Annotated in this window: 14 protein-coding genes; 8 read left to right on the top strand and 6 right to left on the bottom strand. The window is 43.8% G+C overall.

Annotation, left to right across the window (positions count from 1 at the left end):
* Positions 1-142: 142 nt before the first annotated feature.
* The 4 genes from HW988_RS10180 to HW988_RS10165 all read left to right on the top strand — a co-directional run bounded on the left by HW988_RS10180 (position 143) and on the right by HW988_RS10165 (position 5,067).
* Positions 143-2,737, top strand: coding sequence for a hypothetical protein (locus HW988_RS10180; protein ID WP_181604185.1), 2,595 nt, complete (start codon positions 143-145; stop codon positions 2,735-2,737).
* Positions 2,738-2,811: 74 nt separating this feature from the next.
* Positions 2,812-3,294, top strand: a complete 483-nt coding sequence (locus HW988_RS10175; protein ID WP_181604184.1) for a hypothetical protein — start codon at positions 2,812-2,814, stop codon at positions 3,292-3,294.
* A gap of 485 nt (positions 3,295-3,779) precedes the next feature.
* On the top strand, positions 3,780-4,454 hold the full coding sequence (locus HW988_RS10170; RefSeq protein WP_181604183.1) for a hypothetical protein: 675 nt from the start codon (positions 3,780-3,782) through the stop codon (positions 4,452-4,454).
* Between the two features lie 40 nt (positions 4,455-4,494).
* Positions 4,495-5,067: an iron-containing redox enzyme family protein gene (locus HW988_RS10165; RefSeq protein ID WP_181604182.1), complete on the top strand. Its 573-nt coding sequence runs from the start codon at positions 4,495-4,497 to the stop codon at positions 5,065-5,067.
* A gap of 2 nt (positions 5,068-5,069) precedes the next feature.
* Here HW988_RS10165 and HW988_RS10160 read toward each other — a convergent pair whose 3' ends face one another.
* Positions 5,070-5,720: a hypothetical protein gene (locus HW988_RS10160; RefSeq protein ID WP_181604181.1), complete on the bottom strand. Its 651-nt coding sequence runs from the start codon at positions 5,718-5,720 to the stop codon at positions 5,070-5,072.
* Between the two features lie 212 nt (positions 5,721-5,932).
* Between HW988_RS10160 and HW988_RS10155 the strand changes: the two genes are divergently transcribed.
* From HW988_RS10155 to HW988_RS10145, 3 genes are read left to right on the top strand one after another with little or no spacing between them, the layout of a single operon-like run.
* Positions 5,933-6,682, top strand: a complete 750-nt coding sequence (locus HW988_RS10155; protein ID WP_181604180.1) for a TIGR02147 family protein — start codon at positions 5,933-5,935, stop codon at positions 6,680-6,682.
* Positions 6,682-7,347, top strand: a complete 666-nt coding sequence (locus HW988_RS10150) for a hypothetical protein (protein WP_181604179.1) — start codon at positions 6,682-6,684, stop codon at positions 7,345-7,347. Before HW988_RS10155 ends, HW988_RS10150 begins: the two co-directional genes overlap by 1 nt.
* Positions 7,325-7,951, top strand: a complete 627-nt coding sequence (locus HW988_RS10145) for a hypothetical protein (protein ID WP_181604178.1) — start codon at positions 7,325-7,327, stop codon at positions 7,949-7,951. The genes HW988_RS10150 and HW988_RS10145 overlap by 23 nt, the downstream gene beginning before the upstream one ends.
* Here the strand turns inward: HW988_RS10145 and HW988_RS10140 are convergent.
* The gene (locus HW988_RS10140) at positions 7,917-8,921 is read right to left on the bottom strand and encodes a PAS domain-containing protein (protein WP_255489927.1); all 1,005 of its coding nucleotides are present in this window, start codon (positions 8,919-8,921) and stop codon (positions 7,917-7,919) included. The genes HW988_RS10145 and HW988_RS10140 overlap by 35 nt on opposite strands.
* A 96-nt stretch (positions 8,922-9,017) precedes the next feature.
* A complete protein-coding gene (locus HW988_RS10135) occupies positions 9,018-10,370 on the bottom strand; it encodes a trypsin-like serine protease (protein WP_181604177.1) in 1,353 nt (450 codons plus the stop codon).
* A gap of 179 nt (positions 10,371-10,549) precedes the next feature.
* Here HW988_RS10135 and HW988_RS10130 point away from each other — a divergent pair, with 179 nt between their 5' ends.
* Complete coding sequence (locus HW988_RS10130) at positions 10,550-10,732, top strand: hypothetical protein (protein ID WP_181604176.1); 183 nt, start codon at positions 10,550-10,552, stop codon at positions 10,730-10,732.
* Between the two features lie 65 nt (positions 10,733-10,797).
* On the opposite strand, the gene HW988_RS10125 is transcribed toward HW988_RS10130, so the two are convergent.
* Genes HW988_RS10125 through pgaB form a run of 3 tightly spaced genes read right to left on the bottom strand, consistent with a single transcriptional unit; the run spans position 10,798 to position 14,094 of the window.
* Positions 10,798-11,244 (bottom strand): hypothetical protein, encoded by a 447-nt coding sequence (locus HW988_RS10125; protein WP_181604175.1) that lies wholly within the window; start codon positions 11,242-11,244, stop codon positions 10,798-10,800.
* Positions 11,228-12,457 (bottom strand): poly-beta-1,6-N-acetyl-D-glucosamine synthase, encoded by a 1,230-nt coding sequence (pgaC, locus tag HW988_RS10120; RefSeq protein ID WP_181604174.1) that lies wholly within the window; start codon positions 12,455-12,457, stop codon positions 11,228-11,230. The genes HW988_RS10125 and pgaC overlap by 17 nt, the downstream gene beginning before the upstream one ends.
* Positions 12,454-14,094, bottom strand: coding sequence for a poly-beta-1,6-N-acetyl-D-glucosamine N-deacetylase PgaB (gene pgaB, locus HW988_RS10115; RefSeq protein WP_181604173.1), 1,641 nt, complete (start codon positions 14,092-14,094; stop codon positions 12,454-12,456). The genes pgaC and pgaB overlap by 4 nt, the downstream gene beginning before the upstream one ends.
* Positions 14,095-14,276: the final 182 nt, after the last annotated feature.

Raw genomic sequence — 14,276 nt, 5'->3', positions numbered from 1 at the left:
ATTTGTGGCGAGCACATTTTGTAATGTATCCGTCTGAATATGAGATGGGGAATCTGATCTTTGGGAACGGTCTAAATAGGCAGTTGTTTTCTCCGATAAATAACCACGACTTTAGTTTGTCGAATGTACGTTGGAGGAATTTGTGCCTAAGTTATCTAATTGCTCTATCATCTTATTTATATTTTCCCTGCTGTCAATTTCAGTCGCGAGAGCTCAGTACTCATATGGCTATAATCCGATTTTTCAGGTTCACAACTTCCCTGGTGCAGAATTTTTGGGAGTTGAAAATGTCGCAGTTACCGCCGACTACAGAGTGAGCGTTGATGTAAAAAACTATTGTACACCATCTAGTAATGGTGGCCAGTTGGTAAGAGCTGATGGGATTGTAACAGCATATGCTGGCAAGAAATCGAACGGTCAATACTACATCAGTTTTATGCCTTTATATGGGCAATTTGGCTCCACAACTTCCGAATCTGTAGAGGTGTTTGATAATAGTGGTAATCCATCCATTCAAACGTTTTCCAAAAATAATTACATCAACGTGTGGAATCCGACGTTATTTGAAGTGCAAAATCAATGTACGTACGCCCACTGTCCCGATGGGCCAAGTTCATGTGAATATAGTTATATCTATAGATATAAATATTTTGGCGCAAACATAGCACTTTCAGAACGTCCTTCTGACTTGAAAGTTGATAGCATACAAGTTACTGGGCCTGGAATTTCTCCCGACGGGGAAGGTGGATACATAATTGAACGTCCGAAGCCCGGTACGATCCCACAAGATTACACTATTACCGCAAAGGTATCTGGAGCTTTTGATTTCGATGAAATTCAAAACTGGAATCATGCGATTTATACATTGATTGTGACAACCGGAGATCATTCGACTGCGCAATTAATTGATGGACTTAAGCTATATAGGGAGGGGAGTGTTGAAGTTACCCAAACACTCAGTGGTTTTGATTGGTGGGAGGGCGAGCCGACCGCGATAGAGGTTGGAATCAATACACTTGGTAATTTAACGGAAGTGAATTATTCGAACAACTACCTTCGAGTTCCGGTGAAAGAAGGAAAAGTAGATAAGAAAATATCGGTCAAAGGATTAACTTTGGCGCAGGTAGTTCTTAATCCCGAAAAATCACATTTTGATCAAAACTATATTTTTGAAAGCAGTGAAGCACTTATATTACCTGATTATGAGCCATTGCCTTTTGCTGAGACAAAAAGTTTCACTGCAGTCTTAGGAAAAAGTTTAGATTTTCAACCGGAAGTTGCGGTCTCTGGAGGTATCTCTGAAGGTAACTTCAGTGTCATAGTTAAATCAGGCAATGCGGAAATATGGAGAACTCAAAAGATTCCTTTTAATATTCTTCCCCCTGGAGGCGGTGCCTATAAAATTCCATTAAATGCCCTGCGAGGCCCGGTGTTGGCACCATATATCCCAAAGGATTCTGGTATATTTCATTTATCTGTAGAAGTAGAAGTTGAGTCATCCGAGCAAGTCGAAAAAGTTGGAATGAATGGTTTTACATTGGATGTCGTAAAAACCTATACGCCGATCACAGCTGTATATAAATTAAAATATGGAAACACAGAGGTTGCTCCGAATAATTTCGACAGAGTCTTGAGTGCGCAGGATTATTACAATGACATCCTCCCGATATCTGATAATTCACTATCATTCTGGAATATGGGCCAGGTATCTAGCATTAAAAATACCACCAAAATTGCTCAGCAGCTGGACCTCATGCAATTTGAAGTTAGACGCCTTTTATCAGGATTTGATAGAGCGATTGTAGTAGTGCCACCAAGTTATATGCAATTCGGCGGGTTCTGGTATCCATCGATTCCGGGTTCAATGTTAGTTCAGGAAAATCGAATCGCAACTGTCGCGCATGAATTATTGCATTCATTTGGCGTCAAATCAGAACTCTACAATCAAAAGCCTGGCCAGATTACTGAAGGATTAAATGCTAGAACAGGCGACGTATATAATACAACATCAGTTTCGGATACGGGTCCTTACGATGGTAATTTAAGCCACAGTCAGCTGAGATGGATGGATAATAGAAACTATTCGTTTGCGTTTCGATATTTGAGTCAACCGTTGATCAATACTCGAATCGTATTATTGACCGGCATTGTTAATTCAGATGGCTCAACGTCAAACGTCAATATTTATAAAATAGATAATAATACTGAAACGATAAGCGAGACGGTTGGTGGACTCGTCGTAAAGGGCTTGGATTCCAATGGTAATATTGTGGTGCAAAAGAATATACCAGCGAGTTTTACGAATAGCTTTTTGGCAGAAGGTGAAACTGTAGGCACATCAATTCCATTTGCTGTTAGACTCAGAGATGATTCTCGCATTGCAAAGGTCGAAGTTTTTAGTTTTGGAAGAAAAGTGATTTCTAGCAGTAAGAACGGATTGGCGATAACGGGGCTTATAGAAAGAATCCCACTCGCATCATTTAAAGATGGGACGAATCTTTCACCTGAAGCTGCTCAGTTGGTTAGGGAAAAGCAAAAGGATTTTCTTCGTCAACTGGCCACGAATGCTAAGATTGAAATGGATAAAAATAATAAAAACAGAGCTAATGCCTACCTTACTACTTTAATCACGCAGATTAAGGCATTTACAAATGCAAGTTACTCGTCTAGCGATCCATATGATGTTTCCCAGTCTTTTGTTGTGAATGAGATTAATTTGATCATTCGATCATTATAGAATTATAATTTTATCAAAATGATCATTGTTAGGGATCTGCGATGAATGCAGATTCCTGTGTTGCGGAGAGCTGATTGAAAACCTATTTCTATTCGTTTATATTAATCTTAATATTTTCAAATGCCGTTTATGCTGAATGTATTCCTTACGAAAAGAATGCATTTTCCGCAAAATTTAAAATCGTTAGTATTGAGTCAGCATCTTCCATATGCAGTGTAAACCAAAACATGAAACGAATCGGGTCTATTGAAATTCCACAGGATGGCTGCATTATTGAGTATGCAATCGTTAGGCCTATCTCAAAAAAAGTAACTAAAATTGCAACGACGATCACAGGCGGTTATTTAACCTACGATGTCGGTAGTATGTGTAAAAAAAAGGTGGGTGACGTAGTTGATTTAAAACTGGAACTTGCAGATTGCTGCCGGATTGTGGAAGCTGCGACTCTTGCAGGAGGGCCTGCTTGTAATGAGCTTTCTAAAAAGTGGTTAAAAAATCCTTCACCAGATTTTCTTAAATGTATGACTATGGCTCCATGGCAATCCAATAAGCTTTAGAATTTCGACACCGGAAATCAGTTGTTGTCTATGTTAAGACTGCGCAGATTTTCATGTGGGTGGTACGGTTTTAAATATTGAGTGTAATAACTTCCAGATATCTGGCAAAGGCCCTGAAGGAGAAATTGGGATTTCTCTCGCGGCGCTTATCAAATTCCAGCTTAAGGAGCTCTTGTGCTGTTTGCATGAAATGAGTTTTATAAAGCACTTAAACCACAGTCAATCTGGGCTATACTTCTTTCTTGCCATAGACAAACCACTATTTACCACGCGATAATGACCTGAACCCAATTTCAATACCAATTACAGTGCGACCAGACGCATGTAACGGCTTTGCTCAATGAGATCTAGACCTAGATCCTTTTGTCTGCAGCCGACCACAATTCCATCTCTAAGGACAGTTTTCCACCCGCATTCAACATAACTATAAACAAATAACAAACTACTAAACTAATCTGTGCTTGTCGCATAACAGGGAGCGCCTAGTGCAGTATGAGTTTCACGTTTTAAACGGGCGGTTCAACGACGCTCAACTAACGAATCGCTATGAGCAAGCATACGAGACCTTTAAAACCACCTGGAGCGAGGAGTTTTCCACGATCAAGGGGCAAGCTATGGTCATGCCCTCCAACGATTTCACACGCCAGGATTACATCGTAGCGCTTTATAAAGAGGATACCTGTGTCGCCTTAGATTGTATGCGCGAAGTTTCCCTTAAAAGCTATGTCCAGACCCAGGATTCCTGGTTCCAACCATGGCAGCAAAAGCATTTTGAAACTTTCGTTGCGCAAGGGAATGATCAAGCCTTGGTGAATTCCTATTTTACGGTTCACAAAGACCACCGCAGAACCATCGAGGGCGGAAATATCAACACCGCATTTCTAACTGGTTGCTTGTCAGTCCTATATCAAGTCCATCTGGGTTTTGATCTGATGCTGGGGATGATGAGAAACAACCGCTCGATGAATTCCTTAGGTAAAATGTGGGGCGGGGACGCGCTGGAGACAGTGACCCATAACGGTGTTCCCACAGATCTTTTCACATTCGAGAAAACGAAGATCATTCAAACCAGTCAAAAGTTTCCAAATTATGTTTTAGAGACGTTTAATTCCAATGAACTAGTTAAGAAAGGTCAGGCAAGACGTGAACGAGTTGCATAAATCAAAAGAGTTTCGAGCTGTCGTAGAATATTTCAACACCATGGATTTCACTAACCCCGAAGTTTACGCAAACTGGCTTGCGCAAACGTATCACTTTGTTTCGCACTCGGTACGTTTAATGTCTTTAAGCGCAGGCAGACTGCCAATCGATAATCCTGTGGGCCGCAGAATGCTTGCTCACATCGGTGAAGAAAAAGGACATCACACGGTAGCCGTCAAAGACATGGAAGCCATGGGTAAAAAAATCACCCAATACCCACCATTTGGTGTGACAAGTGCATTCTATCAATCTCAATACTTCAAAGTCATGTTTGAACATCCGTATCACTTGTTGGGACAAATCCTGATGCTTGAGGCATTCTCAGTCGAGGTTGGCGCAAGAATGTATGAAACGGTCAAAAAAGCCCACGGTGAAAAAGCAGCGCTCTTTGTAAAGATCCATGCTTTTGAAGACGTTGACCACGTTGAAAAAGCCGTAAAGACTATCAAATCATTCCCTCCAGAAAACGAAGCTGGTGCCACCGAGAATTTCTATCAGGCCTGCGAAATGTATTTTAATATCTTAAGAACAGTAAATGAATGCAGCTATCAGAAGCTGGTTGCTTCGGCCTAATTCTACATAATTGCAACGCGGCGGCTGGGGTCGATGGGTTCGATATAGGATGCAAACACAAACATCGTGTTTTCATTCGTCGAAATCGACTTCAGCGCGCAAGCGAATGAATGGGTAATACGAAATTGTGATTTCAGACGAGTCTGAGTTTCCTCGATCACATAAGAGGGGATGCTGCTTAGATCCACAACCTTCGTGCTTGCTTTAACTTCCAAAGTTTTTTCCACCAAAGGTTTTAAAACAGACATCGGACGGCTAAAGAGCTCCGCCGGCGTGTAAGACTCATAGTCTTCGATAGAATAATTGCCGAGCTTAAAGATCGTTTCATTTCTATAGAGCTGGTTTAAACCGAAATCCAATATTTCCCAAGCCATGTCGTTCGTTAAGCGTTCATAGACCTCGGTGGAAACAGGTTTCACGCCATGAAAACGGCAAATCATGCGCAGCTTTTCAAACTCTTCCAGGCGAACGGGAACGATTTCCATCTGTTTTATTTGGTTCAGAGTTCGCTCAATAGCTTTGGTTTGGATTTCATGACTTACGCGTACAAATGGACTGGAAGGTGAAAGTGCCGGTGTATCAATACCACGCTCCCTAAGCACTTCAGAAAGCTTAAGGGCATTGGCTTTAAAGGACTCTACAGCATTTTCCATTGGGTGGAGATAACGCCAAATCTGTGATTTGTAAATCGATATTAGACAAATGTAAGTTTGTTGAAAACAGTACTCTGCAGCCTCCAGCAAATGTTGCAGTCCCGGGGCGGTCCAGGTGTAAAGGTTTCTTGTTCCTCGGGTGTTTCAGAAGCTGAAACACTGTTTCAAAAAGGCTATTGACCGTGGTTTAAGTGCTTTATACAACTCACTTCATGCAAACAGCACAAGAGCTTCTAAAACTGGAATTTGATAAGCGCCGCGAGAGAAATCCCAATTTCTCCCTCAGGGCCTTTGCCAGATATCTGGAAGTCAGTCCTGCACAGTTGTCACAGATGATGACGGGGAAACGAACCATTACAGTAAAAACCATGAAAAAGATGGGCTCCCGCCTGGATCTCTCACCAACAGAAAAAAGCGAGATCGCCCAAGCTCTTTTAAAAGACGGCTCTAAACATCCGCCAGAGGCTCATCGGGTGAAATTAGATCAAGATCGCTTTCATGTGATTTCGGACTGGTATCACTTCGCGATCTTAAGTCTGACCCGCATCAAGGATTCCAAGGCAGACCCGCGCTGGATTGCGCGTCGTTTGGGAATCAGTGTGGAAGAGGCACACCAGGCTGTGCTTAGGATGGAGCGCATGGGGATTTTGCAGACTAAGCCCAAATTCAAGCAGGTGGGTGATTTATTGGATGTGGATTCGGAAATACCCTCTGAAGCGATCCGTAAATACCACAAACAGAATTTGGATCTGGCTATCGAGAAAATAGACACGGTCGAAAACAGTCTGCGCCAGATTCAATCCATGTCGTTGCCGATCAATCCTAAAAAGATCGATGCCTTTAAAAAGCTGATCGATGATTTCTTGGAAAATGCCTCGGACCTTTCTGGCAAGTCAGCCGGTACCGAAGTTTATAGTTTAAATGTTCAATTTGTTCCCGTGACATCCCCTTTGGAGAAATAATGAAAAATCTAATCATCACCTTGGCAGTCCTCTCATCAAGTTTACTGGTTTCCTGTGCCAGCGTTCATCCCGGAGCAATCGGGCATTCGTATGATAATTCAAATCCTATTAGTATTAATGTGAGTGCCGAAAATCTGGATTACTCTAAAAGAGACAGCTTTCAATTGATCGAAGTAACCATCGAAAACACCTCCGAAGAATGGGTTCGCATCGAGTCGATTCGCCCGCGCTTGCCAAATCCTGCTGAAAGTAAAGTCAGCGCCGTTGTGGGGCAAGACTTAGTGGACTGGGCTGAAGCAAAGCAGGCTCAGGCAAAAGTCGATAAGTTAAATCAGGATATTATTCAGGCTTCGCTAATGGGTGCTGGTGTTTTAGCTGCGACCAGTAAGAACTCCACTGTATCTGCATTAGGTTCTGTAGCGGCACTGGGAGGAATTGGATGGGCGGCGGTCACAGGCATCGCCGCAGACCAGCGTCACGCAAACGAAGTGATCAAAGTTCCAAGTACTCATCTTTATGCTCCGGTATCTGTCCCTGCAAAAATGTTTTTGCGTCGCTGGCTCCTGTTGAATAAACCACCGAATGCAGAGTTAACAACCCTGGTAATTGACGTGACGACTGTGGATGGTAAAAGAGGCGTGTATGAAATTCCGTTATCTCGTTAGCAGTTCTATTTTGATGATGCTTTCCGTATGTCTGGTGCATGCGGAAGGCAATAAAGTCGGCAATGGTGGGGACGGTGTGTTTTGCAAAGGCTCTAATGAGTCCGCGCGAATCCTGGATTTCTATGAAGGGGATTTAAAACCAACCGCGACCGAGAAAGATCCCTACGCGATAGCTGAAAAGAAGTTTACAGAACTTAAAAGTGCGGCACCAAAATTGGGTGAGCAGTATCTAAGTCGACTTAAGACCTTGCGTTCAGCAATTGATTTTAAAGAGGGTGTTGCGCTAACAAACATCAAAGATTCCAATCACCTTTTTAAACCTGTAGAGGCCGATTGTGAGGTGATCCAGGTCGTGATCCGTAAACGTTCACCACTGCCGGGCGAAAAGACTTTTATTATTCGCCAGGATCTTTGGGATCGACTGTCGCCAGTGCAGCAGGCGGGAATGATTTCTCATGAAATCATTTATGAACACCTGATGAAGCTGGGGGCAACGGATTCCGTAAAAGCCAGAGCCTTTAATAGATTTATCTTTGGTGAAAAGTACGACAGCGAAAAATTCTGGAAGTTCATTCAAGGACTGGAAGTCCCGATCTACCCTTGATGTTTATCGAAATCTTACCCAGCGAGACGACTTTTGCTGCATGATCAAAGATCGGGAATATCGTCGAACGGTAAGTCGTGGCGTCGCCGTGATCATATAAAACTTCGTCAAATGTTAGAGGTCGTTGGGACTTCAGCACTTGATCTTCTTGGGCTTGAATGACCGCATAGTTTTCTGCCGTCATTAAATTTTTAGCGTTTTGCCCCAGAAGCTGGTTTTTAGAAACATTCAAAGACTCCGCCAAGGCATCATTGCAGCCAGTGATGATTCCATCCATATCTTTGATCATTAAAATAAACGGAGCTGCATCCATAATCTGCTGCATGCGAATTTGATAGTTGCGCTCTTCGGTCACATCGCGAGCCGATGCAAATCGAACACCAAGCTCTGTATCAGCTGCCGCACTCCAGCTCAGTGTACGAAAATGACCGTCTGCTGCTCGGTAGCGGTTTTCAAAGCCAATTGAGCGCAATCCTAAATTCAGCGCATCGATATTTTTGCGAGTGGCTTCTTTATCGTCGGGATGAATGAATTCGAAAAACGGGGTTGTGAGTAAAACATCTTCGCTGTAGCCCAAGGTATTTACCAGGGAAGAGCTGACTTTTTTCAACAAGCCATCTTTGCCAGCGACCGCCATCAGATCACTGGAGATAGAAAAAAAGCGATCCAGGGTCAGTTGTGAGTCCTCAGTTTCAGAAAGGCGCTCTAACAAAATTCCGTAAACGCGTTTTGCCTTCGCTGATTCAAGATTAGAGGCATGGCAGGTTGCAATTCCAAAGCAGGCGAAGGTTGGAATCAGCACGATGAAGGCGACGAACTGAATCGTCCTGTATTGAGGTAAAAGGACGTTGCCAATCGCATAGAGCGCTGCCAAAGCCAGAACGGCAATCAAAGAAAACAAAGTCATTTTGTTTTGAATCTGCCAAAAATTGAAATACTCAATCGGCTTTTTCTTTTGATTTAAATCCAAGTGACTCCTCACAACGGCATTGGAGCATAATTTCAACCAAAGTTTCAAGAACAAAACCCCGAAGATTGCTCTCTGGGGTTTTTCTGGAAAATATTCTTATTTGGAACTTGTTGAAGGGCTGCATTTGATGAAAGGCATTTCTGCGGATAAGTATCCCTTCGGCGTCAGAATAACGGTTTTGACCTTGTCACCTCGCGCTTCAATACGTGCTTCCACCAGCTGTTGAAATACGTTGTCTTTTGTGACAATCAAAGTAACAGGCAATTTTCCATCTAACTTTGCCTTCTGAATCAAAAGCAGCAATGACGGATAATTGCCGAAAAATTTTCCTGTCTTACACATGGCTTCCGCTCTGTCGGTTTCCATAAATGCCGACTCGCCGGTCGTTTCATCGTGAAGAACTGACAAGCCTTCTATGTTTGTGTCCTCGTTTTTCGGATGAAGATCATTGCTCTTCATTTGGAATTCAAAAGTATAAGGATCTTCTTCTGCGGGAACGACTTTGTTCGGTAAAGATTCGCCAGTCAGTTCTTTATATGAAGCCAGTACAAAGCGAAGTGATGGGCCCGCCAAGTTCACGACAGTCTGTTCAATACCGTCAGTGGCGCAGTTTTTATCGCCAGCTTTCGCACTCATGCCCTGATTCACGCCTACCAAGTTGATTTTGCCATCTTTTTCAAAGTACACCGGGCCACCCGAGTCGCCGTGACAAAGACTGGTATCGGAGGGGCTTTTAATCAAAGACAAAATCGAAGACTCCCGTCTATTGGTAACTAAATAAGGAATTTCTTTTGGTTGCCCCGGGGCTTCAATCGGAGCCGTGATAGTAATCTTGCTTAAATTCAAGGTCGCGGTGCCGTTACGAAGGCGACCGTCTAGTGAAGTCTCTATCTCAGCATCATTGGAGTGCGTGCCAAACCCCGCAATGCGAATTAGATTTTGCGTTAAAGCTTCATAGCTGTCATTAATCACGACAGTTTTATACTTCGCCGGCATCGGATTTTTCAACTTAATCAAAGCAACGTCATAGCCCTTATCGTAATCTGAAGTGCTTTGAGTTAAGTCCAAATAAATCGGATGAGCGATGGTTTTTTCGACCTTTGCAACAGGCACGGGGTTTCTCATCCAGTCAGAATAGAGGCTGGCATTCGAGGGCTCTAGGATCGTGAAATTCTCGGCAGGAATAAGAGTACGGGGAGATTTTTTTTCGGTCACACAGTGGGCCGCCGTGATGATAATCGTGGGGCTTAGCAAACTGCCTGTGCAGACGCCATTGCCTGTATGTATTAATACCGTCGTTTTTGAAATTAGGTTTTCTTCGCGGGTCAGTTCACCATCATAGATATTTTCACGGGCTTTAGATTTAGCCAAATTGCCATTGCCCTGGGAGTTTGTACAGGCTGCCAGGGTCATCAAAACCGAAATCACCAAATACATGCTATTTTTCATTACAGGTTCTCCGCCAACGTGAATAAAGGTTGATCAAAGGACGTAAAGTGGCGTCCCTTGATCGCCTCAAGTGCGATTTATTGCCCCCTCAGGGGCTTTAATAGATCTTGGATAAGACCAAGCAATTTACAAGCCGCATCTAAACAAAATCCCATGACAACAAGCTTTAGTTTGTTTACATGACATCTGTGGGACTTCATCTATTACGCAGAAAAGAATCAATTTATTTCGTCGGTATGATTGCCTTGGGTAGTGGTATCAGTCTTATCGATAAACTTGAGACCACGGATTTTCACGTGTTCTTTTCAGGTTGTTTTCTGGTGTTGTTCACGACCGCTGTCGCTGAATCTTTCGGGCGCTAATCCAAAAAAAAAGCCTGTCTTGGTTAAAGACAGGCTGATCACGATTTAAAAATAAATATCGAAAATTAGAATGCTTGGCGAACTAAACCCATAACCGATTCTTCCGTTGTTTGCGCTGCAACCGTAACATGCACCGTTTTGTTATCAGCATGCAGAACTGCCGCAACTTCATCACGAGTCACAACCTGGCAAGCAAGACCGGCACCAGCGAAGTGCAAGTCCACGACTTTACCGTTTTGAGCAAGTGCCAATTCTTCAGCAGACCACTGAACTGTGTGTTCGCTTGCAATAGCTTTCTTGGTGTTATCGTATTTTGAAACACGTACCAGGAACATCATCGCTCCAAAGATCAACACTGCAAAAAAGGGCGCCCAGCCGATCACAAGCATGTGAGATGAAATCTTCTCGGACGCTTCGACATTAAAGAAGAAATCAAAAATAGCAATGCTGCTGCCGCTGATAAAAACAGCCCATAGAATTAGTGTGCAACCGGTTTCAATCAATTTTCGCATAAGTCACTCCGCCACGATCAGGGCTGATCCAAGAACTGAATTGGCGTTTTGGGCCAAACAGAACTTTCGGGATCGCCACAAATAAAACAAAACTATTAATCATCCAATAAGCGAACGGATACCAGATGGCTACAAAGCCCAGGCCTGTTGAACGCTCGTAACGACCGTGCAGGAATAAGCCCACCAAGAATTGGGTAAAGCTCATCACACCAGTCAATAAAATCGCATAACTTGGGTTGATGTCGTGCAGGTTCGTTCCGAACACTGCGCACAGAATCGTTACTGGCAACATAAAGGCCCAAGTCACAGAAAAGATATATTCCAAAAGTATCAAACGTAAACCCACGTCGCGGCTGTTTAATACAGATTTGCCGTGCTTAAGCACAACTTCAAAACCACCTTGTGCCCAGCGAAGTCTTTGCTTCCACAAACCCTTTAAAGTGTCAGGCATCAACACGTCACATTTTGCCTTCGGTTCGTATTTCAAAGACCAACCAGAAGTTTGCAATTTCCAGCTGATACCAACGTCTTCAGTCACAGTATCCGTGTCCCAGTAACCGATGCTTTCGATTGCTGATTTACGGAACATCACCAAGACGCCTGACAACGCAAACAAACGACCCAAAGTCTGGTGGTAACGCTTGATCATTCCTACGAGGGCGGAGAACTCTCCGACCTGTAAACGACCAACTAATGTCCCGCGATTTTTTACGCGCGGATTACCGGTTACGCCGGCCACGTGTTCGTCGCGGAAGTGTTCAAGCATAATGCGAGGAGCTTGAGCATCCAATTCTGAGTCCGCATCGATACATAGGATAAATTCATAACGGCTGGCCATTGCACCCAAAGTCAAAGCGGCGGCCTTGCCACGGTTTTGAACCAGATTGATCACGCGCATGTGGGGACGAGTCATCGCAAGTCTTTCCAGAACCATTTGCGTTTTATCGCGGCTGCCATCGTTGATCGCGATGATTTCGCATTTATCAGCAGGCAAGTGATCCAAAGAACGGATCGTCGCTTCCGCGCAGTTTTCCTCGTTATAACAAGGAATCAAAATAGTGTAGGGCTGGTCTGAAAACTCAGTCAGCTCCAGACGTTTGCGTTCTCTTTTAAAATAGAAAACGAATGCGCCCATGATCCAGATCATTGGCAACATGAAAGGAATAACTAGGAACAGGAATTTCAAAATCGCAGGCAGGTACGAAATAATCATTTTGCCTCTCCCTTGTGTTGAGGGACGCTTTTAATCACCGAGAACAGGTTGGTAAACTCTGCATCCGGTTCAAATCCTTTAAAGTTCACATCGTAATATAAATTCAAATAACCTTGAGCAATCAGGTGAGCGGCATCTGATTTATAGTCTTTTGGTAAAGACACGACTTCTTTGGCCGGGATAATGCCAGCTCCAGGCAAGGCTTTCGCTTTTTCCAGTTGCGCGCTCGTCAACATCACATAGTCAAACATATTGGGATTCAATGGCTGTTGGCCAATGATTCCAAACTTCCAGCGGGGGCGAATAGATTGAGCTGTTGATATCAACGTTTGTAGCGGCAGCTCTTCCAGGTTGTCTTTCGGAGATACCTCAAAAAAGACGCCATCCAAATCAGTAAATTTAGCCATGTCACGAATCGCGGCTGTCGCCAGCGCTGTGTTTTTTACGAAGGACTGAGGGAACTGCGCATACGCATAAGCAACGCGCGCGCGATTTTTCATTGTGTGTGCTGTGCGATTCAGGTAATCGCCACGCATTTTCATTTTGTCTGTCGCAAAGTAAGCGTCACCAGAATCAGAAATCGCTTTGATTAAAACAGCGCTTGGACCCAGGGCAAGACCCTTTTCCAATAAATCACCCAAACCTTGTTCGGTTTCAGATTCAGTATTTTTCCAGAAGCTATCAATGTCTACGCGGATCATGCGCATTGGGAATTGATCATTAAAGGCATTTTCCAGAACCGTCGCAAATTGCGGGATCTCCATTGTCGACATCACAAGACCCCGACCGATGTGAGAAATATCACTGGCGTTGTTAAGGCCCGGACGCAGGCTCATCTGGATTTTCATACCAGCGTCCTCTGCAGCTTTGCGTGACAGACCATTGGATTGACCGTAAGGCCAAACGACGACCGTATTGTCTTTTCCTAAGTGTTTCTTAAGTGCCTCGTTGCTCTTTTTAAGATCGGCTTGAACGCGGCTTACAAACTCCTCTTCAGATTGATAGGTCTTAGTCGTTGGATCATATTTGAAATATCCAGCCACAGCCGCCTGGTTACCTTGAGGATTAAAAACTTGGCCTTGATGCAGGTCATGAGTATGAGAGACAACCTCTACCAAGCCTGATTTCTGCATTTCTTTAAGCTGCTTCCAGTTTGCCATTTTGGGATTGGAATCTTTAAATCCGTAATCGGGAGCAGCACCGTCTTCAGTCCATTTCGTCACGACAGCGAAAACTGCCGGGTACTTATACTGTTTTAGCAACGGATAAACATTGTCATAAAATGAAGCCAAGCCATCATCCACCGTGATCAGAACGGCTTTCGGTGGCAGAGTTTTTTTGCCATGGTTGGCATCAATGATGTCTTGCAGACTTACGACATTATAGTGGGCTTTCAGATAGTCGAATTGGTCGACCAGATCTTTTTTGCGGATGCTGAACTCGTTGCCGACAAAGCCCGTGCTGACGTCATGGTAACAAAGAACTGCAAAGGAATTTGGTGGAGCGGATGTCATTGCGGGAGCGTTCAGGACTTGAGCTGTCGCAACAGCACCACAAAGCAGGGCAAGCGATGAGATAAGAAATCGGGCTGATTTCAGCATCAAATTTAGTAAGTTCACGTCTTGGACGGAAGTCATCGTTTTTACACCGCTTACGGGGGATTACCCCGTGGTTTTTTAAGTGGCAGATTTGTAATCCAGATCAAGCAAGGCGTCAACAAATGTCCTAGGAATAGGGTGCGTCTGAAATTAACCTCGCAAACAGATAAAAATCTTTTAATCTCGTGGACTCCGGAACGAACCTGGAAGTTTATAGGATA

The sequence above is a fragment of the Bdellovibrio sp. KM01 genome (assembly GCF_013752535.1).
In the GTDB taxonomy this organism is placed as follows: Bacteria; Bdellovibrionota; Bdellovibrionia; order Bdellovibrionales; family Bdellovibrionaceae; genus Bdellovibrio.
The sequence above is the reverse complement of the archived record's forward strand: the minus strand, read 5'-3'. Positions and strand labels throughout refer to the sequence as shown.